The 23,240-nt window shown below is 48.2% G+C and carries 23 protein-coding genes, 1 tRNA gene and 1 pseudogene; 6 read left to right on the forward strand and 19 right to left on the reverse strand.

The window, feature by feature from the left end; translation table 11 throughout:
* Positions 1-392 precede the first annotated feature (392 nt).
* Positions 393-476: transfer RNA gene (locus ASL14_RS02290), tRNA-Leu, on the reverse strand.
* A 220-nt stretch (positions 477-696) separates the two neighbouring features.
* Between ASL14_RS02290 and ASL14_RS02295 the strand changes: the two genes are divergently transcribed.
* On the forward strand, positions 697-1,236 hold the full coding sequence (locus ASL14_RS02295) for a YhjD family protein (RefSeq protein ID WP_134910296.1): 540 nt from the start codon (positions 697-699) through the stop codon (positions 1,234-1,236).
* A 139-nt stretch (positions 1,237-1,375) separates the two neighbouring features.
* Here the strand turns inward: ASL14_RS02295 and ASL14_RS02300 are convergent, their stop codons facing one another.
* The 5 genes from ASL14_RS02300 to ASL14_RS02320 form a co-directional block, all read right to left on the reverse strand.
* Entirely contained in the window at positions 1,376-1,705 is a 330-nt protein-coding gene (locus ASL14_RS02300) for a carboxymuconolactone decarboxylase family protein (protein WP_044646366.1), read from the reverse strand.
* Positions 1,706-1,844: 139 nt separating this feature from the next.
* Complete coding sequence (locus ASL14_RS02305; RefSeq protein ID WP_134910297.1) at positions 1,845-2,066, reverse strand: hypothetical protein; 222 nt, start codon at positions 2,064-2,066, stop codon at positions 1,845-1,847.
* A gap of 144 nt (positions 2,067-2,210) precedes the next feature.
* Positions 2,211-2,555 carry a hypothetical protein gene (locus ASL14_RS02310; RefSeq protein WP_007429850.1) on the reverse strand — a complete coding sequence of 115 codons (345 nt, stop codon included), beginning with the start codon at positions 2,553-2,555 and terminating at the stop codon, positions 2,211-2,213.
* Between the two features lie 103 nt (positions 2,556-2,658).
* Positions 2,659-3,231, reverse strand: coding sequence for a xanthine phosphoribosyltransferase (locus ASL14_RS02315; protein WP_134910298.1), 573 nt, complete (start codon positions 3,229-3,231; stop codon positions 2,659-2,661).
* A gap of 86 nt (positions 3,232-3,317) precedes the next feature.
* Entirely contained in the window at positions 3,318-3,923 is a 606-nt protein-coding gene (locus ASL14_RS02320; RefSeq protein WP_044646364.1) for a DedA family protein, read from the reverse strand.
* A 141-nt stretch (positions 3,924-4,064) separates the two neighbouring features.
* Here ASL14_RS02320 and ASL14_RS02325 point away from each other — a divergent pair, with 141 nt between their 5' ends.
* Positions 4,065-5,171, forward strand: coding sequence for a YkvI family membrane protein (locus ASL14_RS02325; protein ID WP_134910299.1), 1,107 nt, complete (start codon positions 4,065-4,067; stop codon positions 5,169-5,171).
* Here the strand turns inward: ASL14_RS02325 and ASL14_RS02330 are convergent.
* Positions 5,168-6,292 carry a glycosyltransferase family 4 protein gene (locus ASL14_RS02330; RefSeq protein WP_134910300.1) on the reverse strand — a complete coding sequence of 375 codons (1,125 nt, stop codon included), beginning with the start codon at positions 6,290-6,292 and terminating at the stop codon, positions 5,168-5,170. The two genes, ASL14_RS02325 and ASL14_RS02330, sit on opposite strands and share 4 nt — an antisense overlap.
* Positions 6,293-6,486: 194 nt before the next feature.
* Between ASL14_RS02330 and ASL14_RS02335 the strand changes: the two genes are divergently transcribed.
* Positions 6,487-7,680, forward strand: coding sequence for a GGDEF domain-containing protein (locus ASL14_RS02335; RefSeq protein WP_134914348.1), 1,194 nt, complete (start codon positions 6,487-6,489; stop codon positions 7,678-7,680).
* Between the two features lie 107 nt (positions 7,681-7,787).
* Here ASL14_RS02335 and ASL14_RS02340 read toward each other — a convergent pair whose 3' ends face one another.
* Both ASL14_RS02340 and ASL14_RS02345 read right to left on the reverse strand, forming a co-directional pair.
* Positions 7,788-8,567 (reverse strand): pseudouridine synthase, encoded by a 780-nt coding sequence (locus tag ASL14_RS02340; protein WP_134910301.1) that lies wholly within the window; start codon positions 8,565-8,567, stop codon positions 7,788-7,790.
* Positions 8,564-10,227: pseudogene (locus tag ASL14_RS02345) on the reverse strand (RsmB/NOP family class I SAM-dependent RNA methyltransferase). The gene ASL14_RS02340 and the pseudogene ASL14_RS02345 overlap by 4 nt, the downstream one beginning before the upstream one ends.
* Positions 10,228-10,390: 163 nt before the next feature.
* On the opposite strand from ASL14_RS02345, the gene ASL14_RS02350 reads away from it, so the two are divergent.
* The gene (locus tag ASL14_RS02350; RefSeq protein ID WP_134910302.1) at positions 10,391-10,918 is read left to right on the forward strand and encodes a thioredoxin family protein; all 528 of its coding nucleotides are present in this window, start codon (positions 10,391-10,393) and stop codon (positions 10,916-10,918) included.
* Positions 10,919-11,026: 108 nt separating this feature from the next.
* Here ASL14_RS02350 and ASL14_RS02355 read toward each other — a convergent pair whose 3' ends face one another.
* From ASL14_RS02355 to ASL14_RS02365, 3 genes are read right to left on the reverse strand one after another with little or no spacing between them, the layout of a single operon-like run.
* Positions 11,027-11,596 carry a DUF309 domain-containing protein gene (locus ASL14_RS02355; protein WP_134910303.1) on the reverse strand — a complete coding sequence of 190 codons (570 nt, stop codon included), beginning with the start codon at positions 11,594-11,596 and terminating at the stop codon, positions 11,027-11,029.
* A complete protein-coding gene (locus ASL14_RS02360; protein ID WP_134910304.1) occupies positions 11,597-12,409 on the reverse strand; it encodes a GTP diphosphokinase in 813 nt (270 codons plus the stop codon). It abuts the gene before it with no gap.
* 33 nt (positions 12,410-12,442) lie between these two features.
* Positions 12,443-13,537, reverse strand: a complete 1,095-nt coding sequence (locus ASL14_RS02365) for a quinone-dependent dihydroorotate dehydrogenase (protein WP_134910305.1) — start codon at positions 13,535-13,537, stop codon at positions 12,443-12,445.
* Positions 13,538-13,755: 218 nt separating this feature from the next.
* Between ASL14_RS02365 and ASL14_RS27210 the strand changes: the two genes are divergently transcribed.
* Positions 13,756-13,902: a hypothetical protein gene (locus ASL14_RS27210; protein WP_014280871.1), complete on the forward strand. Its 147-nt coding sequence runs from the start codon at positions 13,756-13,758 to the stop codon at positions 13,900-13,902.
* A 26-nt stretch (positions 13,903-13,928) separates the two neighbouring features.
* Here the strand turns inward: ASL14_RS27210 and ASL14_RS02370 are convergent, their stop codons facing one another.
* The 3 genes from ASL14_RS02370 to ASL14_RS02380 all read right to left on the reverse strand — a co-directional run bounded on the left by ASL14_RS02370 (position 13,929) and on the right by ASL14_RS02380 (position 17,207).
* The gene (locus ASL14_RS02370; RefSeq protein WP_134910306.1) at positions 13,929-15,359 is read right to left on the reverse strand and encodes a L,D-transpeptidase; all 1,431 of its coding nucleotides are present in this window, start codon (positions 15,357-15,359) and stop codon (positions 13,929-13,931) included.
* Positions 15,360-15,521: 162 nt separating this feature from the next.
* Positions 15,522-15,764, reverse strand: a complete 243-nt coding sequence (locus ASL14_RS02375; protein ID WP_014280869.1) for a ferredoxin — start codon at positions 15,762-15,764, stop codon at positions 15,522-15,524.
* 162 nt (positions 15,765-15,926) lie between these two features.
* Positions 15,927-17,207: a DNA polymerase IV gene (locus ASL14_RS02380; protein ID WP_134910307.1), complete on the reverse strand. Its 1,281-nt coding sequence runs from the start codon at positions 17,205-17,207 to the stop codon at positions 15,927-15,929.
* Positions 17,208-17,452: 245 nt separating this feature from the next.
* On the opposite strand from ASL14_RS02380, the gene cimA reads away from it, so the two are divergent.
* Positions 17,453-19,069, forward strand: coding sequence for a citramalate synthase (cimA, locus tag ASL14_RS02385; protein WP_134910308.1), 1,617 nt, complete (start codon positions 17,453-17,455; stop codon positions 19,067-19,069).
* Between the two features lie 68 nt (positions 19,070-19,137).
* Here the strand turns inward: cimA and ASL14_RS02390 are convergent, their stop codons facing one another.
* From ASL14_RS02390 to ASL14_RS02405, 4 genes are all read right to left on the reverse strand, one after another.
* Positions 19,138-19,827, reverse strand: coding sequence for a TlpA family protein disulfide reductase (locus tag ASL14_RS02390; RefSeq protein WP_223264170.1), 690 nt, complete (start codon positions 19,825-19,827; stop codon positions 19,138-19,140).
* Positions 19,828-19,946: 119 nt separating this feature from the next.
* Complete coding sequence (locus ASL14_RS02395) at positions 19,947-20,684, reverse strand: exonuclease domain-containing protein (RefSeq protein ID WP_025686468.1); 738 nt, start codon at positions 20,682-20,684, stop codon at positions 19,947-19,949.
* Entirely contained in the window at positions 20,681-21,763 is a 1,083-nt protein-coding gene (locus tag ASL14_RS02400; RefSeq protein WP_134910309.1) for a DUF294 nucleotidyltransferase-like domain-containing protein, read from the reverse strand. The genes ASL14_RS02395 and ASL14_RS02400 overlap by 4 nt, the downstream gene beginning before the upstream one ends.
* A 48-nt stretch (positions 21,764-21,811) precedes the next feature.
* Positions 21,812-23,215: an ammonium transporter gene (locus ASL14_RS02405; RefSeq protein ID WP_134910310.1), complete on the reverse strand. Its 1,404-nt coding sequence runs from the start codon at positions 23,213-23,215 to the stop codon at positions 21,812-21,814.
* Between the last annotated feature and the right edge of the window lie 25 nt (positions 23,216-23,240).

Genomic DNA, 23,240 nt, shown 5'->3' on the forward strand with positions numbered 1-23,240 from the left:
TATATGAACGCCGGTACGAGGAAATGATGTGCCGCTTGCTGTCGTCTGACGGTTAAGCATTAAACACCAAAAAGGACCCCATACCATTTCAGGACTACAGACTCTTTTGTTGGTGCGATATAAAGTTGGCTTTTTCAGAAGCAGCCATGTTACTCCTTGCTATTATAGAATGTCCAGCCAGATTTTGAAGGCCGTCGCCAGAAACAAATCAAAATCAAGACCGCATCTACAGTCATTCTTGTACTTGGCGATTTAGACGCTTACACCAATGCAGCAAACATTCATGAGGGGTTACATATGGGTGTCATGAGTACCACTTTACATGTCCCGAATATGCAAAAAGCTCCTGAATCTCCACAGGGGAAATTCAAGAGCGTTCATTTTTAAGATGATGCGGTCGAGAGGACTCGAACCTCCACGGGGGTTAGCCCACACGGACCTGAACCGTGCGCGTCTGCCAATTCCGCCACGACCGCATATATGTTGTCATTCGTCCTCGAAAGATCAATCTTTCTTAGCGACAAGATAGATCATACCATGCTCATAAGAAGAAGTCAAACACTATATATTTTTATTCCCTCTTGATAAATTAGGAATAATACACTAAAATAAGAACATAAGTTCCTGAGAACGCTAGTTCTTTTCGTTCAGTCAGATATGGATTATCATCACATTTTCCTAAGGCGGTGAATGGTTATGATCTCTTCAGTTACTACTCAGAATGAATTGTCTCTTGTGAAAAATTATCTGCTCCTTACCTTTATTCAAAAGGTATTTGAGCGGGACAGTCTTATTCTTGAAGAAAGCGGTATGCTGAAAACGCCTGATCTTTATGTCGAAATGGTTAACGCAGGAGTAGATCGTACCGGAATCTTACTATCTGAAATAAAACATGAATTTAATAAATGTCATATTCGTGTTTTGGACATACAACAAAACCACTCAGGCGTTCACGCCACCTATATAAGTAAAGGAAATAAAGAGCAGTTCAGTATGGCTATGCCTGTATTCCGCAAAGAAATGTATGAACGAATGCGCGCTTATCTGGGGCTCTCAACCTCTATGCCTCATACAGCTGCCTCCCCTTTACCCGAAAAACATCGCTCCGAGTTTCCAGACAGCCGCTCAGCTTCCAAGCCCCTACGGTTTGTTGAACGAAGTCTGGTTACATCCTCCTCGGCCTATAAGCGTAAATCGCTTCGCCCTGCTGCTTCTGCCGCAAGCGGAAGTGCATAATCCCCGCACAGCCCGCAAACGAAAGAAGCTTCCGCAGGCACAAGCGTGCTCGGAAGCTTCTTTACATAAACATCAGCTATCGTTATCCATTCCTACCCGCTATGAACGGTGTATAAAGAATTCCCACTAATAATTCGCTTTATTGCAGCGCCTTCTGTACACGTGTAACCCCTTGGCTAAGAGCATGTCCTCCGCCTACCGCTGCGGCTACAGCAATGGTCTCCATAATCTCCTGATCACTGGCTCCTTTGGACCGAGCCTCGTCCACGTGATAAAACGTGCATACCTCATTATTGGCAAACAAACCAATACCTAGCGCGATCAGTTGCTTGGTCTTTTCATCCAGACTCCCGGCTTGAAAACACTCCCCGGTGAAACGATGATAGGCATGAACTACCTCCGGCAGCTTATCTTCTAAATGACTGATTTGATCCTTATACGCATGTATTTTCTCATTCATAACCGTCAAGACACAGCACACCCTCTCATATGGAGTATATTCTTATGTACTGTGTCCGGTTTACAGGCTGCATATGCCATCAACACGTACACCTATTTTATCCAGTCACTTCAAACCCTTTTATCCAGCCAGCTCGAGACCCATTCGTCTAATACAGTTCAATCGGATTGTGACGCGGCTCGCTGAACGACTGATATGTATAGCTACGATCCAGCTTGACCACACGCCGATTCTGGCGGCGGATAAGCACCTGCTCCTCGTCCCACGCCAGCACTATGCCTACCACATCGTTGGACTCCAGCCCATCCCGCACGACGCGCACCTTCTCACCGGAGAGCCGATAGGCGTCTAATTCTTCATCCTTAATCATCCCTGTCCCCCCTTATACAATCGTTTCTAACACGGCAGCTATCATTTATTTATGCACATTAAAAAGTTTAAAAAGAGACCTAAACGAAATCATTTAGGTCTCTTCCCTCTTACTACTTATATGGATTGCCAACAGAGCGACAAATTATCCCGACTGATTTACACTGTGATCATGTTCTTTTGTATCGTTCTTCTCATACCAGAAGTCCAGCACTTGTGCAGACAACACTCGCTGATCTACGTATTCCACTTGGTGGGCAGTAAATTCTTCTTTCCAAGAGAAGGACAATTCTTCGCATAAGTTAACCAACGTCAACAACTCAGACCAGGCCACATAGCGTTTGTACCAAAAAAACTGAGGATGTTCAATCATATAGGGATACAAATCGTCAAATTCCGTATGCTTACAATCCAAGGCACGTTCAAAATGTACTTTAGCCGCTGCCAGTTTTTCCAGAAAAAACTGTTCGGTCAATTGCTCTTTCCCCATGTTGCTGCCTCCTCTCCCAAAACCTTATCTACATTATAAGCGAAATTGAAGCTCATGCAAAGGTTATTATTAGAAATAAGGATCAGCAGTTTCTAAATTGTTACTATTCGGCAAACTCGATCTTGCCGTCAGTTAACGATGAAATTCTGACAAGTGACTCTACCCGTATACCCTGCTCACGGATCGTTCTCGCCCCGGCCTGGAAGCATTTTTCCACGGCCACGCCGAATCCGACCAGCTCCGCACCGGAGCGTTGAATGATTTTGACCATACCTCTTGCGGCATCACCATTGGCGATAATATCATCAATGAACAGAACACGGTCATGCTCATGAATAAATTGACGGGACAGCATAATGTCCGTGACAATGCCTTTCGTAAATGAAGGCACACGTTCGCATAATGCGTCCGGGTCGGCCAATAAAGTCTTTTTGCGGCGGGCAAACACCAGCGGTACACCCAGCTCCAATGCTGTTGCGAAACCTATGGCAATACCTGAGGATTCCACGGTTACCACTCTCGTAATATTCTCTTCCCGGAAACGAGCTGCGAACTCTCGTCCCATTTCCATCGTCAGCTTCGGATCCACCTGGTGATTAAGTAATCCATCCAGCTTCAACACCTGATCCGACGCAACGACGCCTTCTTTTATAATCCGTTCCTTTAATACTTCCATTCCATGACCTCCCACGGCATTCCTATGCGGTAAAAGTACCATACATCACCTGACGCTTTCAAGCCATAGCTTGCTTTCCCATACGTTCATGTGACATTTTTTTTACGCTTATTCCAAAACCACGCGACTATTCCTCCCAAAATAATCAGAAGAATGACCGCCAGCCCTATCCGATGTGTCACCTTTTCCATCAGCTTCGCCACCTGTTCCCAGTGCATGCCCACCGCATGTCCAATTCCCAGAAACGTGCCGCACCACAGCAATGCGCCCGCCGATGCATACATCATATAGCGAAAGACACTCAAACGGGTCGTACCTGCCAGATATGAGGACACATGTCTCAAGCCAGGAACAAAGTAACCGAACAGAATGCCCCAAGTGCCGTAGCGTCCGAACCAGTTCTCGGAAGAAGCAATTCTCGATGGCGTAAGCCTCACCCATTTACCGTATCGATGCAGCAGCGGCTTGCCTAGCAAACGACCGAGCGTATAACTAAGCATCATGCCAGTCATACTTCCGGAAAATGTGACTGCAAGCGCGGCAATAAAGTTGTAGTGTCCTTGAGACACGAGCCCGCCAAAGGCGATCATCAGCACTTCGTCAGGTATCGGCATACCGGCTACTCCAAGGGCAAGCAAGCCGAACATTGCCAAATATCCGTATTCCAGTATCCATGCAAGGATTTGACCCATAAATTACGCTCCCGTCAAGCTATTCGTTAAATTCACTATAATTATTTTCAGTCTCATCCAGTCATGTCCCAATTCAGTTGAACATAGTTTGTATTATATGCTCGCTACAGCGTTATTCAAGCAGGCAAGGAGGGACTGAGGATGAAACGTAATATTCATGTTTTGCAGATTGCTTTTACATACATCGGAACAATCGTCGGTGCCGGATTTGCTACCGGACAAGAAATATTGCAGTTTTTTACACAGTACGGACGTTGGGCTACACTCACCATCATGCTGTCCACACTCATATTTGTATGGCTGGGTACGAAAATGATGCTGATCGCTCACGATATTTCAGCTCGGTCCTACGAGGATCTGAACAAGCACCTTTTTGGAGCCAGAGCCGGTAAATGGATTAGCTGGTTCACGCTCATCGTACTGATTGGTGTCAACAGTGTGATGCTGGCAGGAGCGGGTTCTGTTTTCGTTGAACACCTTCACCTGCATTACCAGACCGGACTGCTCATTACACTGATCGGAACATATCTACTGCTGAGCAAAGGAATCAAGGCTATCCTGCATATGAACACCATTGTTGTCCCTATGATGATGATTATGTCTTTCCTGCTCATTAACAACACACTCTCCATGCCAAACCCGCAGAGCTTTATTACAAATACGTCCGATTATAGTATACTGCGAGCCTGGATTTCTCCGCTGCTGTATACTTCCTTCAATCTGGCAATGGCCCAAGCTGTGCTTGTACCACTCGGCAGTCAAACCTTTTCCCGCAAAACGATTCGCTGGGGCGGGGTTTTGGGCGGGATTGGCGTCGGGTTTATGCTCATGTCTGCTCACTTTGCCATGTCGGCACATATGCCGGGAATTCGGCAATTTGAGATCCCGATGGGAAGCATTGCTTACCGTCTGGGGGCCCTGGTCGAAATCATTTATATTTTACTCATTTTCATGGAAATCTTCAGTACCTTCGTGGCCGACATTTACGGTGTCAGTCTGCAAATCCGCCAGCATATCCAAATTTCACCTAAGCTCATCACACTATTCATTATGCTCACATGTTTTCTAATCAGTCAGTTTGGTTTCAGCTCACTGCTGTCCGTTCTATATCCCATTTTCGGGATGCTTAGTCTGATGTGGGTGAGCAAGTTGATCATGGCAGGACGTGGGGGACCCTTCCGTTCCTCACGTCCTCGCTCCAGCTTTCGGCATTCTGATTCAAAATCAGGTGGTACACGCCATGGTTAGGGCTGGAATTTCAAATACATTTTCTTTAGCTCATTAACAGCCCTGCTCAGGGAATAGCTCGATTTAGCCTTGTCGCAGGCAGATCGCGCCAGCTCATAACGATAGGCAGGGTCTGCGATAACCTTTTCCAATGCGTCTGCCAGTGCCCCCGGACTGTCGGGTGGCACAAGCAGACCATTTACCCCATCCTCAATTTGCTCCGGTATTCCCCCCACCTCTGTACCCACCAAAGCCAAACAGCTCAAAGCCGCCTCCGCAAACACGGAACCAAAGGCCTCCGCTCGTGAAGGCAAAACAAACACATCAAAGAAAGGCATAAACTCTTCTGGATGAAGCGTGTATCCATAAAAGATCGTTTCATGGTAAATATCCAACCGCCGCGCCAGCTCTTCCAGCTCGGGTCGAATGGGACCATCTCCGATAATATGCAGCACATAATTCTGATTTCTCTTTTTCAGCTCGGCACAGGCCTGTAACAAAGTATCCAGCCCTTTGGCAGGGACAAGGCGACAGACAGTTATAAGCTGTGTCACTTCATTTTCATGTGGTATGGGCTTGAAGCGCTTCTCATCATATCCATTCGGAATGACCACAATATCTTGCGGATTTTGTACATATGGCATCAAGTAATGCTGGAAAGAGCGGGATACTGCAATCAGGCGATCGGCCTTATGCTCCAACTCCCGATACAAGGACACCAGAAATTGATGCTCAGGCCCGTTCTCCTCTATTTTACCGTTTAGAATTAACTCCTTCTCATAAGAAGAGTGAATCGTCTGAACGAGCGGGATGTCGGGAAAAACAGTTTTCATAGCAATCCCGGCAATCGGATGATGAGCATGAATGAGATCAAAGGGCTTCTGAATGCGAAGCCGGGTCCACCACAAATAGTCACGGTACGTCTGAATATATTTTTGGACAATCGGATATTGTTCATATTGCGTCCAGTCAAAGGTATCAAATATGACTTCATCCCTGCCCTTATTACGAATCCGTTTAGGGATTGAAAATAGCTCCATTTCCCAACGCGGGGACATAAATCGCTCTTGCAGATATGGAATCATAGATGAAACGCCGCCCGGTTGCTCGGGTGGGAAAAAGAGAGCCTGTAGCAATTTCATGACGTGCTTCCCCTTTCAAGCGTTGTATTGCCCGGATCACAGGTTGTATGTATAGGTTTCCGGATTTTCTGAAAAATGATATATTGAGAATAATTGCTAAGTACAAAAGAAAATTATAACATTTTAAATGGAATAAATCCTGTCTATTGTATCGGAACCATATTCCCCGTTCAATAGACTCACTATCTATACAGATGGAGTCGGTGACGTTGACGTTGTTGTCCTTATCGGGAACCTTCGGTTTCCCATCTCTGGCCGGGGCTGTAAGTGCCGCCTGCGGTTTGTATATTATACTCATGATGGCGCTGATGTGCGTGATCATATATAGCAGACAGCGAAAAAAAGCCTATATCCTTTTTTCGGTTGCCGCTATTTTTATTATGACATATGAAGCCATGAATCTCTATTCGGCAGGTGGCGGCAAAATGCCGCTACAAGGAATCGTGTGGCAAAATACGCTGGAGGCTGCTGCCTTTGTGCTTACCAATGCCGCCGTATTTCAGCTCTACCGGAAGCTAAAACGTGCGGGAGCATGGTCTTTGCTGTTGCTGGGAGCGCTACTGATATTGCCAGTTAGCGTATGGGCTGCCGGATTGCTGCCCAGTTGGATCAGCGCAGCAAATCTCGTCGGGTTCACCCTGCTTTATCGACTCATTGTGCTTACTTTGAGCCTTGTATTCATCATCCCACGAATCGGTCAGCCCAAAAAGTTTGCACTGGGCTTACTGTTCTATTTGCTTTGGCTTGGCTGTCTGTGGTTGCGAGCCGACATTCCGGCTGAAAAAGGTGCAACAAGCACAGTCCTATGGATGTCATTTTTGCCATTGCTGTATTACACTACGTTGTTTCTAATCCTGTTCGAACGGATTGTGGAGCTGCTTCAACGGATTTACCGTTCCTCCATTACTGATGGTTTGACTGGCCTGTATAACCGTAAATACTTTTCGGGGCGATTGCGGCGATATATGGAGCAGGGAATCCGCGTATCGGTCATTTTTTGCGACATTGATAATTTCAAAAAGCTGAATGATACGCAGGGCCATGCCCGCGCGGATGATGTACTTAAACAGGTTGCACAGATTATGGAAGAAGAACTGGATGAAATCGGACTAACCGGAAGATACGGCGGCGAGGAGTTGGTCGCGATGGTGGTTGATCGGCGGGCCAATGTCGAACAGGTCGCGGAACGAATCCGTGAGCGGGTCGCCGATGAAAGCATCGTGACCATCAGCGTCGGGCACAGCACGTTAAAGAAGGAAATGAACCCGGATGAACTGGTCAAACAGGCCGATCAGGCTATGTATATATCCAAAACAACGGGCAAAAACAAGGTCACAGCTTATAAGGCAGCAGAAGTGAAAAAAAGTCGGGCGGCACGCGCACAATAAACATGCAGTCTGCCATCTGTTAGCTGTAAATTATAGTCTGTATAGCAAAATGACGCACAGGGAACTCCCATAAGAGCCTGTGCGTCATTGCTGCTTCACTATATCTATTAAGCCTCTGACGTTGCAGATGCCAAATCCCGGCCGATCCATGCCAGCTCCTCGTTCGTCAGCTCACGATAGCTGCCCAGAGGAAGCTGATCATCCAGCGTTAACGGCCCCATCGCCGTTCTTTTCAAATACGTAACCTTTTTGCCGACCGCCTCAAACATGCGCTTCACCTGATGAAACTTCCCTTCATGGATCACAAGAGAAATGTATGAAATGACTTCTTCATCTTCTTGCGCTTTTTCATAACGAAGAATGGTCAATTGGGCCGGAAGAGTGACATAGCCGTCATCCAACTCCACCCCTGCTGCAAATTGATGAACATCCTCTTCCGTCACATGACCCGACACCGTAGCCTCATACGTTTTGGGAACATGTCGCCGTGGAGATAAGAGTTCATGCGCCAGCTTGCCATCGTTCGTTAACAATAGCAGCCCTTCCGTATCCTTATCCAGCCGTCCTACAGGAAAAGGCTCAAAATTCCGTTCCTCTGCACTCAGCAAATCCAGCACCGTTCGCTCTCTTGTATCCTCGGTTGCGGATATAACGCCCGGTGGCTTATGCAACATGATATAAACGTACTCCCGAAAAACAACCCGTTCCCCGTTCACTTCAATCTGATCGTTGTACGGATGAACCTGCAAGCCGCTATCCTTGGTAGTCCGACCGTTCACAGTAATCATCCCTTGCTTTACCTGTCTCTTGATATCACTGCGCGAACCGTATCCCATATGGGTTAGAACCTTGTCCAAACGCTGCGTCTGTCTTCCTTTCCCACTCATACCGATGTCCACCTCCAGCCTGTAGGGTATTCATTTTTGAGCATACCGTCCTGCCATTTGCCCATCCGGCAGAATATCCGTCAATGCATACGAGAGCGTAGCCTTTGGGCTGTGCTTCGTTCCGCAGCGTCATTCGCTGGGCCGGGATGGATAACGTTTCACCTTTCAAATAACGGATGGCCTCTGTGTCTGAACTGGAGAGGTTTATGCTCCTGACCGCCTCAGAAGGGCACAAAGCCACTGCCAGCGGGTGCGAAGGTACAAACCGACCATTCTTGTCTGTTCCCATAAACCAGCCCGGACGGACCACCTTAAGCCCGTCCAGACGATGAGATTCCAGCGGCGACTGATAAATCCGATCTCCGTAAACTACTATATGGCCTGCAAATAACGCCTCAAGCTGCTCCTGTACAAAATAGAGATAGGACTCCAGTACATCATGTTGTCCCCGCCCAGCGTATTTTGCCGCATCTTTACCAGAACGAGACTTGTTGCTCTCGAAACCGCGTACATTCGCTCCTTTACCCGATTTCCCGTCCATCCCTTTTCGATTCCGTTTGTGCTCTCTAACTGCAAACCTGCCCTGTCCACCTGGCGTCGGCGCTTCCTTGACAGACAGCCGCTGCTTCTTACGGGCACGATCCGAACCTATGTTTAAAGCCTTTTCGTCCCTGTCAACGGATTTAAAGGAATCGACCATTCCCCGCTGATTATCCGCTGTAGCTGTACGACTGCCTTGATGCTGCAACACAGCGATAAAATAACCCTCACCCTCTATAAGATGAGGCCAAAGGCGTGCTGTTCCACGCAGTTCCGGATGGCCTACCGCAACCGCTTCACTCACCCATTCTGGATGACCTGAAGCAAAACCCGTTCCTGAAGGAACAGGAACAACATCAAAATCAGGATGTGCCTCCAGAAACTCTGCGATCATCCCTTCATTTTCTTCTGGAGCAAAGGTACAGGTCGAATAAACAATTCTTCCCCCGTCACTTAACATAGATACTGCCACTCGCAAAATATCCCGCTGCATAACTACACATTTGTCCACCGAATGGTTTTCCCATTGCTTCGCCATATCCTCATCCTTGCGAAACATCCCTTCTACCGAGCAAGGAGCGTCAATTAATATTTTATCAAAAAAATGAGGGAAGTCATCTGCGATTCGATCCGGGCTTTCATTCAGCACTACGGCATTTCGCACACCATATAATTCCACATTTTTGGCCAATGCCTTGGTTCGATCTGCGCTAATATCATTCGTTACGAGCAGACCGCTTCCTTGCAGCTTGGCCGCAATTTGGGTCGATTTCCCGCCCGGTGCAGCTCACAAGTCCATTACAGCCTCACCCTGAGCAACATTTAGCAATTCTACCGGAGACATTGCACTTGGTTCCTGCACATAATACAGTCCCGCATGATAATAAGGATGTAACCCCGGCTTTGTGCCGTACGGAACATAAAAACCTGTATCACACCACGGAATTGGCCGCAGTTCAAACGGCGAAATCGCCTTAAACGCCTCCACCGAAATTTTTAACGTATTGACGCGTATCCCGGCATGAGGCGTATGGTCATAAGCAGCCATAAAAGCCTCAAACTCGTCGCCGAGCAATTGCTCCATGCGCTTCACAAATGCTGTAGGGAGCTGTACACCCATAATTGCAATCATCCTGTCCTGTTAAAATAAAATTTATTGTACCATAATCAACCTGTTAAGCTGCAATATCCGTGTGATTTACAAACTTTCACTACAAGCTGTAATGTTGTATAATAATGAGACTCATAGCTACATATTTTGAATTTTGATAGGAGAGATTGCATTGAACGCACAAAAATCCAACAAAAAAAAGCTTATACCTGTCATCGGCTTTTTTGTTGTGCTGGTCATTTTGCTTGGAGTGCTGCTCGCTTTAAATTCAGGCACTAAAAACAAGCTGTATGGCGTTTCCACAGCCTCGTTAAAACCTGCCACCCAAGAGCTGCTGAATGATCTAAACTATCAGCAGATTATTAAACCGGAGGATCTGCAAAGCAAAATTGACAAAAAGGAAAACTTTTTCGTCTATCATTTTGCATCTGACTGTGTTCATTGTCGCGCCACCACTCCCAAGTTAATGCCTCTGAGCAAGCAGGAAAACATCACCATGCACGAATTTAACCTGCGCGAGTATGAGGACGGCTGGGACAAGTACAAAATTGAGTACACCCCTACGCTCATCTATTATGAAAAAGGTGTGGAAAAAGAGCGCATGGTAGGTGGTTTGAAGGAAAATCCTTCCGACAACGGCTACACACTCGATGATTTCAAAGCCTTTTTTGAAAAATATAAAAAGAATGTAACTTCCTAAACAACCTCCTTAACGACGTCCACACGGCTTAGGCTACTGAACGATAAAGCAGCCCGATCCCCTTGAAACGGATCGGGCTGCTTGCTTTAATAATGGGCACGCTTCAAACTACATCGTGCCCTTCGTACCGGGCGAGGCAGAGCAGGAGCCGTCAGCCGCCTGTCTGCGCCTCATAGAAGCCTCAAGCGCCTGCTGACGCTGCTCATGCTTTTCCCCACGCCGCGGGCCTCTCTGCTGCGGGATGTTGGCTGTTATGGACGGCGATGCCTCCTCCACAGCCTGGCGTAGCACGGGATCGACGATTTCAATCGTCAAATCCCGAAAACCCGGCGGCTGGTGCTGGAGATCCTTCGAGCCAGCTACAACGGCTTCGGCAAGCTGGCGGGCGCAAGCACGGGCCTCGTTCACCAGCTTCTCCATGTTAATGCCCAGCGCCTGCGGAGACGCATGCTCCAGCTTGTGTACCGCGCTGTCCAGCAACATATGTCCACCGCGAAAATTTCCGTTACGGAAGTGATACAGCCCTACAGCAATTTGCAGCAAACCTTTATATACAGGGTCACGGTCCAGCTTTAGCCACAGCTCTTCCAGTACCTCGTGACATTCAAAATAATCCCGATCCCGATTGAAGTATACCAAATAAGTCACGTACAGCGGTTCGTAGGAAAGGTTTGTCATTTAATACTCATCCCTGTCTTCTTCCTTGGTAGAGGCTTCTAGCATCTCTTTGACCTCATCGTGAAGCAGCTTGATTCCTTCCATGTCGTGCCGCTCCCACAGCTCATTGAACCTGCGCTGCGCATCAATCGTTTCACTGATCTTATGGTAGAAATACAGTCGGTGCATACCTGTCAGCACTTTGGATACAATATTCGCTTCATCCTCGAACTTCTTCTGCGCTTCCAATATTTCAAGACGCATCGAAGACATCTCGTTGTCCAGTACGAAGGCCGCCTCGGCTGCCTTTTTTAACCGTGTACGCATATTATCTGGCAAGCTCTCACGATACTTATAGCTGAGGGAATGCTCAATGGTCGCCCAAAAATTCATCGCCAAGGTACGAATCTGAATTTCTGCCAGCACAATTTTTAATCCAAGCGCTGTTTGCACCGGATATTCCACAATCATATGAAAGCTGCGGTATCCGCTATCTTTATAATTGGTTATATAGTCCTTTTCATACAGTACGGTCAAATCCTTGCGTCTTCGAATGTACTCGGCTACCCGCCGGATATCCTCAACAAATTGGCACATAATGCGGATTCCTGCAATATCCTCGATTCCCGTCTCCAGCTGATCAGAAGGAACCTGTAATCTCTTCGCTTTATCGAGGATGCTTGATATTTTTTTCACCCGTCCGGTTACGAATTCGATAGGAGCGTATTCCTCGCGCTTTTTCAGCTCCGCACGCATTGTTTTGAACTTGACCTTAAGCTCCTCCACCGCCTGATCATATGGCAGCAAAAATGTTCCCCAGTCTCTTCCGTCCATCCCCGTACCTCCTGTCTCTTCCGACAACACTTTTTATCTGTGATCTGCACCAACAGCCTCGCTAATGTGTCTAAAGCCGTCCTTTCGCAGCAGCTCACGCAGACCGGCATGTAATGTCCGGTTCACTTCCGGCCCCTCATAGATCAATGATGTATAAATTTCAATCAGGCTTGCGCCTGCTTTAATTTTGTCGTAAGCATCACGACTGCTGAAAATGCCGCCCGATCCGATAATCGGCAGCTTGCCATCGGTTTGGCGATACACTCGTCCGATGACCTCTGTAGAACGGTCACGTAGCGGCTTACCACTAAGCCCGCCCGTCTCACCCGCATTCCGGTGCGTCAGGCCAGCCCTCGAAATTGTCGTATTCGTCGCGATGATGCCGTCCACTCCACTGGCCGCAATCGCGTCTGTCATATATTCCAGTTCCTCATCCGATACGTCCGGCGCAATTTTGACCAGCACTGACTTGGCTCCGCCATGCTTCGTTGCCTGTACTCCCATTTCTGCACGCACTGCTTCCAGCAGCGATTTTAGCTCACTACCATGCTGAAGCTTTCGTAGATCCGGCGTATTCGGTGAACTAATATTTACTACAAAAAAGTCCGCATACGGATACAGCGCGGAAATGCACTTCTCATAATCCTTATGGGCATCCTCATTAGGCGTGTTTTTATTTTTACCAATATTCACAGCAACCGGAACAGGCCGATGTTTCAGCGCAGCCAGACGTTTAGCCATGCTTTCCGCACCCAGATTGTTAAAGCCCATCCGATTCACTAACGCCTCATCAGGAGGCAACCGGAACAAACGAGGACGGTCATTGCCCGGCTGTCCCACAGGTGTCACCGTGCCTACTTCCATAAAACCAAAACCAATGGAAGAAAAACCGACAACCGCTTCCGCATTTTTATCCAGTCCCGCAGCCAGTCCAATCGGATTGGGAAAATGGATACCGAACAGATCGACGGCCAAATCCGGCGTCTCCTTGACCCCGTACATTCCCCGCAGCGCTGTCGCTCCGCCAGGAAATGAGCCCGCATGCTTTAACCCGTCAATGACTACATGGTGAGCCGTCTCTGGACTCATTTTGAAAAAAACAGGTTTCACAATCCTTCGATACAACACGATTCATCCACTCCGTTCTATGCCCTTGCGCAATCCTAAAAAAACATCTCTACAAAATAGTTTAGCTTTTTCCATACCAAAAAGAAAGTAATTTGCGAGTGCAGCATCAGGAACAATTCAGTTGTCATGGAGATGTCATTGTAAATGTATAATCAAACCATTTACAATGGACATAGTAAGACAGGGCTATAGCCCGTCAGAAAAGAGGGATTGCTGATATGAAGACCAAGCGCAAGCCGCCAAGTCTGCAAAAGAAAAAGGACGAGGTGAACAAGAAAGCGATTGTATGGACCGCCGTCAGTTTTGTTCTCCTCATCATTGTGATTGTTCTGGTCGTTGTTTTAGCACAAGCGGGAAATCGTTAAACTACACGTAGCAATAGCGTTAAAGATTAATTTAGCCAGTGATAGGTTTTGCGGGGATTGGTCTGGTCCTGCTGCGGCTCAGTCGTAAATCGGGAGCCAGGCACAAGCACTCGATCAGGCAGTCCCCCGGTACCAATGACCACCTCCGTACCTGAAGGTACGAGAGCAAATAACTCCTCCACATCCTGTTTGCCCATGCGAACGCAGCCCAATGACTCATTTTTGCCAATGCTGTCTGGCTCGTTCGTGCCGTGGATGGCATAATTCGTTCCAGACAGCTGCATACCGCGGCTGCCAAACTCACCGTTGGACTTGCCGTTCGGATTTACGACTTTATCCGTAATAACAAACTTCCCTTCCGGAGTCCGCTCTCCGCCCAAACCGATAGGATAATTGCGGATCAGCACATTGCCACTCACCAATCCGAGCCTGTGCTTCGACTTGTCTACCACAATCCGCAGCGGCTGCCCCAGAAAAGGCCGTCCATACAGCGACGACGCCAGCAAAGGACTGCTTTCAGCCGACGAGCCAGCTTGTTGACTTGCTGCTCCTTCAGCCCTCTGTCCCTGTGAAGCAAGTAAACTACGCATAGGTGTAAAAGCCTTCTTCATTCCGTCTGTCGTACCGTACATCATATTATCCGGAAAGCTTCCGGTCAGCTCATCGAGACTTTGAGGAAGACGTTGATGCTGCGTACGAAAAGCACGCATGGAGCTATTCAGCACAGCCAGTTCTTCCTGTCCCGCAGCCCATTGTAGACCTGCTTTTCGAAGCTTTTCACTGTCAGACGGCTTACAAGCACACGCTGCTGCGTCGTAAGACTGGACGGCTAAGCCTCCATTTCCTTTGTTTTGCAAGCTAAGCAGCGGCTGCATACGATCTCTCCAGAGCAGCCAAGAACCACTTTGCTCCATACCCAGCACTGTAGTCTCGGCCGGAAGACGACCAGCCTTTGCCAACATATCTGCAAGTGCTGTTCCTGCTGAACTGCCTGTGCGTGCTTGGGCCGTAAACATACCACCAGCACCAAGCCCACCGATCTGAGCCACTTTATTCGGGTCAGAAGTCTGCTCTCCTGCCACTTTGACATTGTCGGCTGCCACACGCTCTGTTCCAGGCGGAACGGATGCACTTTCCCTCGAATGACCCGGCGAATTGGCTGAAGGTACCCATATTAGAAGAAGTACCATCAACGTAGTTAGCAAATAACGCGTTCGAGCCGTTCTCCGCGCCTTCTCCTTGGACATCTGCACCACTTTATCCTGATACTCCATCCATACGTCTGCCGGAATCTGTTTATGCTCGAAGGCTTCGAACACTTCACCCGCGCGATTGAAACAATAATTTGCTTTACCCTCCTGACCACTGCTCTCATACTCTTTGCCGAGCAAATACCAGGCCATTTTATTATCAGGGTGCATTTTTACATACGATTTAAGATGAGGCGAATGATTCATCGGATCCTCCTGATCGTGTAGTCTTACCCTATTCTTTACTATGTATATCGGTCAAAACAGGCCATATGAACAGCACATAAAAAAACAGCACCGACAGCACCTTTTCACCGTTGTACGGCAAAGAGTGCTGTCAGTGCTGTGCCTATCCAAGATAGCGTAGACTTAACCTTCTTTATTGAAAGGCTCGTCTGCAACTTTAATAGAATCTGTAGGGCAACCATCGCAAGCATCCTGCATATCATCAAACAGGTCGTCTGAAATTGCCTTAATGCCTTGGTTTCCATCTCCATCAAAGATCACTTCAGCCAAGCCCTCATCGTCATAATCATAAATGTCCGGTGCTGTAGCACCACAGGCTCCGCACGCAATGCATGTATCTTTTTCTACCCAAGTGTATTTAGCCATAACTCTCCTCTGCCTCCTATACAATCAAACAAACCAGCTTTTGCATTCTATTCACATATTAATACAAACAATAAATTATTACAAATTATTTTCATTGATCCTTTATGCAAAAAATACTTATAACGTATGCCTACGTTGCTTTACACAAATCCACCAAAAAGTTTACTCAGGCGTCTGGAGATTGTCTTTTTGCAGCGAAGTTCCGCGCAGCTTGGAGTTCCGAAGAAGTACCGAAGGGTCATCTCCCAGCATCCCGGCGGTCAGAACTGCATTTTCGCCAAACTTGTCTCGCAATGCATCCATTGTCTTCAGCAAGCTTTCCTTTTTGGGCTGGTCCTTGTATTCAAATAGATCCAATTGAACAGCAGCTTCTTCCTTTGGGATTAGCTGCTGAAGCGTAATTCCAAGCAAACGAACAGGCTTGCCCTCTCCCCAATGTCGCCTATACAGCGCACAAGCTTCCTTATATATGTCCTCTGCGCTTTCCGTAGGAATACTCCTTACCTGAGAACGCGTAAAGGTCTTCATCTCCGGCGTCCGAATGGTCAGTTGAATACCTCCTGCCAGCATGCCATGCCGTCGAAGCCGGCGGGCTACCTGATCGCTAATATTGAGAAGCACCCGTTGGGCTTCCTCCAGCTCCACCACATCCATGGGCAAGGTAGTAGTGTGTCCGATCGACTTGTTCGGCTCCCGCTCGGTATTGACCGGAGAATGATTAATCCCGTTAGCAGCCAGCTTTAACCACGAGCCAGTCACGCCAAATACGCCAATCAGCACATGCTCGTCCGCCTTGGCCAATTGGCCAATGGTGCGAATGTTCATTTGCCGAAGCTTGTCGGCCGTTTTCCGTCCCACACCAAACAATTGACCACAGGGGAGATTCCACAAAACCTTTGGCACATCACGCAAGCGCAAAACAGAAATTCCGCGCGGTTTTTTCAGGTCAGAGGCCATTTTGGCAAGCAGCTTGTTGGGCGCCACTCCGATGGAGCAAGGCAGTCCCAGTTCGTCCGCTACTCTGCGCTGGATTTCCTCCGCAATCTCCATTGGCGTTCCAAACTGCTTGGAACCTGTAATATCCAGATAACATTCATCAATTGAAGTTGCCTCCAACATAGGTGTATACGAATAAGCAATGCTCATAAAAGCCTTGGAATAACGACGGTACAAGTGAAAATCAGGCTGAATCACGATGAGCTGCGGACAAATCCGCCGGGCCTGCTGGACGACCATCCCTGTTGAGATGCCCAATCGCCGGGCTTCATAGGAGCAGGTTACGATTACACCTCTGCGCAGCTCACTGCTGCCCGCGACTGCGGTAGGCAACCCCTTGTATTTCTCCGGTTCCTCCGCTGCATGAACAGAACAATAAAATGCGTTCATATCGACATGCAGAATAACCCGTCCACCAACCGGATAATAAGCACTGACATCTCTCATGCTCAACCCTTCTTTTAACTATAAATTATAAAATAACGCTATGCCCTATTTTACATGAAAATAAGGTTTTGCGGTCAAAAATGATATTTATATATTACATTTGAAGTCATAAGTTGATATAATCAAAAATCATACGAATCAAGGCAGGTTGACACTTTTCTATTTTCACGCGTTAAATCATTAAATAAGCTGCTTAAAAAAGCAAAGCACTACCAATCTGTGCAATCCGCGAAGGAGGAGTCCTCATGTCCACCGCTATCTCTATCTTCGATACAACACTGCGCGACGGAACTCAAGGAGAAGGAATTAGCTTGTCTGCTGACGACAAATTGAAAATCGCCAAAAAACTCGATGATCTCGGTGTTCATTATATTGAAGGCGGGATTCCCGGGAGCAACAGCAAGGATATCGAATTTTTCAAACGGGTGCAAGAACTGGGACTAAAGGCCAAGATTGTTGCCTTTGGCAGCACACGCCGTAAAGATAGCATAGCGGCACAGGATGCCAATCTGCAACGGATTCTGGAATCCGGCGCCCAAGCGGCTACTCTCGTCGGCAAATCATGGGATTTTCATGTACACACTGCCTTACAGACGACACTCGAAGAAAATCTGTCCATGATTTACGACTCCATCGCCTTTTTAAAGCAAGGGGGCATGGAGGTTATTTTTGATGCCGAGCATTTTTTTGACGGATATAAAAATAATCCCGAATATGCACTCGCCGTCATGAAAAAAGCGGAAGAAGCAGGCGCAGACTGGCTCGTCATGTGCGATACCAATGGCGGCACCATGCCGCATGAGATACAGGAAATTGTCACCACACTGCATAGCCAGCTCACAAGGTCAAAGCTGGGCATTCACACACACAATGACTGTGAATTGGCTGTAGCCAATACGCTGAGTGCAGTGCAAGCAGGCGCGAGACAAATCCAAGGTACGATTAACGGATACGGCGAACGTTGTGGTAATGCTAATTTATGCTCCGTCATTCCAAATTTGCAGCTCAAGCTCGGCTACGAGTGTTTGGACTCCGACAAGCTAAAGCAGCTTCACAACACGGCCCGCTTTGTCAGCGAAGTTGCCAACGTGAATTTGCCAGTGAACCAGCCTTATGTCGGCAATGCTGCCTTTGCCCACAAAGGCGGTATCCACGTGTCAGCTATTCTACGCGACTCGCGAACCTATGAGCACATCGCTCCCGAACTGGTAGGCAACAAGCAACGGGTGCTGGTCTCTGAACTTGCCGGGCAAAGCAATGTTGTGTCTAAGGCGCAGGAGCTGGGCATAACCCTTGATCCGTCCAGCAATGAGGCACGTGGGGTCATTAGCCGCATCAAGGAGCTGGAGCATCAAGGCTACCAGTTTGAAGGAGCCGATGCTTCGCTGGAGCTGCTCATTCGTGAAGCAGGCGGTGAAGTGAAGGAAATGTTCACATTTGAGTCCTTCAAGGTGCTGGTGGAGAAAACAGCGGGTCGCCCGGTTGTATCCGAAGCGTTCTTGAAGCTGAATGTTGCAGGCACAAGCGTTTATACTGCCGCTGAAGGCAACGGTCCGGTCAACGCGCTCGATAACGCACTGCGTAAAGCTCTTTCTCAATATTTCCCAGCACTGCGCGATATGCATCTGGCAGACTATAAAGTACGTGTGCTCGATGAAAAGGATGCCACCGCTGCCAAGGTACGCGTGCTCATTGAGTCCAAAAATTACGAGGACGTATGGAGTAACGTGGGCGTATCCGAAAATGTAATTGAAGCCAGTTGGGAAGCACTGGTGGACAGCTTCCGTTATGCATTGCTGGAAGCTCCGTCTCCGAAAAATCAGCAGAACGAACTATCGCCCCAAGGACTGGTAAATCACTGATTGGATGGTTGCTCTTTGATGTATGCTTTTTATTTAATAAGCGGTGTCTTTTGCGGTCTATTCGGCCCCTAAAGACACCGTCTTTTTTGCAGTAATTCTATTTTTCGTTCCAGCTCACGTTCGCTGAGCATGCCGATTATGATTTCACGTACCTGTCCATGACGGTCAACCATGACATTCGTCGGAAATGCAGCACCCCCAAACCTTTCAAACAGCGCTCCTTGCTCATCCAGCAAAACCGGAAATTGAAGGTTTAGCGAGCGGGAAAACTTTTGCACATCCTCCAACCGATCATAGCGTGTTACATTAATCCCATACACGTCCACATCATGCTTGTACTTGCTATATAGCCCATTCAGTACAGGTGCCTCCAAACGGCACGGATCGCACCACGAGGCCCAGAAGCTGATCACCAGCGCTTTATGATGCTTGGCTCCTATATTGTAGGATTTGCCGTCCAAACCTTTTAAAATTATGGAAGGAAGCGGTTGACCAGGCTGTATCTTTTGCATCACTTCTATAGCATCTAACCCTGTTTCTATCCCCTTGCCAGTTTCAAGTCTTCCCTCACCTTCATATTCCTCCTGAATTTGCACATTTTTAGCCGGTGCGCTTGCCGCATAAATCATGTTTGTTGCTCCTCCCGATGAAGCTACTCCTACAACCAGCATAACCATCAGGAATTTAATAAAAACAACTTTTTTCACAGCCCAATCACCCGGCCTTTCATCTGGATTACTCTCACATATGGTGCCCATCCTGCTCCCACCTCTAACCCTTCCAATCTGTACAGGTGCACAAAAAAACAGCAAACCCACGAATGATCGCAGACTTGCTGTAATGTTGTCTTATATTGAAGCTTGTGCCTTGTACTGAATCAGGCATGGCTTAAATGAGCATACACATCTGCCAAATTGGTCACATTACGCTTCAGCATTTCCTGAACGTACGCCACCCACAGCTTTGCCGTCATTTTCGCATCCTCTAACGCATGATGCCGCCCCTGAATGGGTATGCCCTGATAGGTCAGCAGCTCATCCAAACTGTACGTTTGGTGCTGCTGCGGTTCCAGCCATTTAGCAAGCATCATCGTATCCAAAACACGGTGGGTCAGTTGCACTTTAGAGGTTTTCCACAACGCTGCATTCAAAAATGCCTTGTCATGAGCACTGGCATGCGCTACAAGCACCCGTCCCCCTACAAAGGACATAAAGTCATGCAGCCCATCCATAAGAGGCAAAGCCTCATCCGTCATTTCCCGGGTAATCCCGGTAAGCTCCGTAATGTGCTCAGGAATGGCCGTACGTGGATTGACAAGCGTGTAAAATTGCTCTTTTTCCATTATCGTATCCCCAACAACCCGAATCGCACCGAACGATAAAATCTCATCTCCATGCTGCGCTGAAAATCCCGTAGTTTCCAAGTCAAAAACAACCGTTTCCAAACGCTCCAGCGGGGTTCGCAATACCTCTGAGCGCCGTTGCTCCCGAGTTAAGGAACGGATAAAGGCCATCTGCTGAGCCGTAGGAGCTCCCATCACAGAAGCGATGGCCGACGGTACCCCTCCTCTGCGAAGAGCGCTCCAAAAGCCGCCTCCCTGCGCTGGTTCCTTCATGACCTTCTCCCTTCCGTAAACCGCAGCTGTCTTTGCAGCGCACGATGTAGCCGCCGCACCGTCGAAAGCGCCTCGCGCAGTTCATGCCAGCCCTTACCTTGCTTCAATGGTTTGACAGCAAGGTAACCCTTGCTAACCAAGAGTCCGTTCTTTTCCTGCACCGGAGTAGCCATCCGAAGCTGTAGCGCGATCCGAAAGGCCCGCTCACAAGCATCCAGCAAAGGTGACGGTGCTGCTTCCAGCAGCGCGAGCCGCCTGAGCCTTTTCAACGTAGAGGTCTCCTCCACCCCGTGCTGCAAAGCCCAAAACCGTACTGCATTTACCAACGGGATGTATAAACCGTATTTCACATCAAAATCGCCCGCGTGCTCCCCGAAGCGCTCGGTAACGATCTGACCCAAAATATTAAGTGTCGCTTTATGCCTTACCGTGTTCCTAAGTACCGCGGACGGCAAATCCGGATGCTTACGCAGCAACGCATAAAAGCTCCGCTTCCATTCTGCTGACAATTGCTCGTCTCCAGCGATGTGCCTCATATCAGAAGAGATAATCAGATAACGAATCGGCTCCCATGCAAAATCATCGGACCATTTTGCCAGCTGCTCCTGCCACTCAGACAACGTTTGGCGCCATAGCGGCTCTGAACACATCACTTTCCCTTCACATTTCGGATATCCCAAATATTCCAGCATTGCAGATATCCTCTGGCCGAACTCCATAAAATATGATTCTTTCCCGACAGATGCAGTGTCACTAATAATCATACCGTTATCTTGGTCACTCCATAGCGTCGACTCCGAGCGTCCCATGCTGCCGAAGGCTATAAATGCGTAAGGGACGGGAGGAAGGCCGAAGCCATCCTCAACCATCCCTTTTTCGCACATTTGCACAGCTCTGGCTGCAATGCGGTCATGCATATCATTCGCCGTTTGTAACCAGTCTGATAACGGAGCGGAGGCTTGGGAAGCCAGCAGCCATTTTTGAGAATCGACCCTAGCCTGCCTTAGCGATTCAGGCGTATCTGCATGATCAATCGCTTCGGCTGAACTCACCCAAGGTGCCGTATTTTGCAGTTCCATACTTCCATCTCCTCCGCTCATTCATACTGGCTCTTTATATTTTACATATTAGCTTACAGTCCCAGAACGCTTCTCAGCCTCGGCAACCAACTTCATTTGCTCAGGATAGCCGTACGTACCATGCTCACTGATATCCAGTCCCATCGTTTCTTCCTCTTCCGTAACACGAATACCCATAATAGCTTTCATCGAACCCAGAATAATGAAGGAAATGACGAACACGAAAGCCAAAGTCCCTATCAGTCCCAGAAGCTGCACTCCCAATTGCGTAAATCCGCCACCATAGAAGAGCCCCGCTTGACCAACACCTGTTATTTTCACCAGTTCAGGAGTAGCAAACAATCCTGTGGATATCGCACCCCACATCCCTGCAATACCATGGACGGAAAATGCATATACCGGATCATCTACTCTTGCACGCTCAAACCATTGTGCTGTGAAGAAGGTAATAATCCCTGCTACCGCACCGATGACCAGAGCCGCCCAAGGAGCTACAAATGCGCACGCCCCTGTTATTGCTACCAAAGCCGCCAGTACACCGTTCAGCATGGACGGAATATCCGCTTTTCCATAGACCATCCAAGATACCAGCAGGGCAAATACTCCACCTGCCGCCGCCGCAAGATTCGTGGTTACCGCCACATACCCGAAAAATCCGTCATTCATAGCCGATACAGCACTACCCGGGTTAAATCCAAACCAGCCGAACCAGAGAATAATAACCCCCAGAATGGAGTATACCTGATTATGTCCAGGGATAATATTCGGTTTGCCGTCCTTGTTGAACTTGCCCAGTCTCGGTTTCAGCAGCAATGTAGCGACGAGTGCCGCTGTAGCTCCTGTCAGATGGACTACCGTCGAGCCGGCATAATCCTGCATGCCCAGCTTGCCGAGCCAGCCGCCGCCCCATACCCAGTGAGCTACAACCGGATAGATTACGATGGAGAACAAAATACCGAAAATGATGTATACACTTAATTTTGCACGCTCTGCCATTCCCCCGCATGCGATAGAAAGAGATACCGCAGCAAAAGCAAAGTGGAACAAAAACATGATTGTAATCGGAACATCCAGACTTGAAAGGGAGTCAAACGATACAGCAGCATCCGTGCCGCTCATGAAGAAACCCGTCAGCCCCATAAATCCGTTACCGCCATCGTTACCGAAGCCTAGCCCGAACCCAAGAGCCCAGAAGGATAATGCTGCAACGCCCGTGGTGAGAATCGTTTTACCAGCGACATGCCCCGCATTCTTCATTCGTGTGGAGCCAGCCTCCAGCAATGCAAATCCCGCCTGCATGAAAAACACAAGAATAAATGCCAAGAAGGTAAACGCCGTGTTTAATCCCGCTTGAAGCTGAATATTTGTCGGACCGTCAGCAGCGAACGCACCTACCGGAAAAGCCAGTACCGTCAGCATGGACAGTAATGCAACAAACCACTTTTTTCTCATGAAGCCCACTCCCTCAAATGTTAAG

Source organism: Paenibacillus sp. IHB B 3084 (assembly GCF_001447315.1).
Taxonomy (GTDB): Bacteria; Bacillota; Bacilli; order Paenibacillales; family Paenibacillaceae; genus Paenibacillus.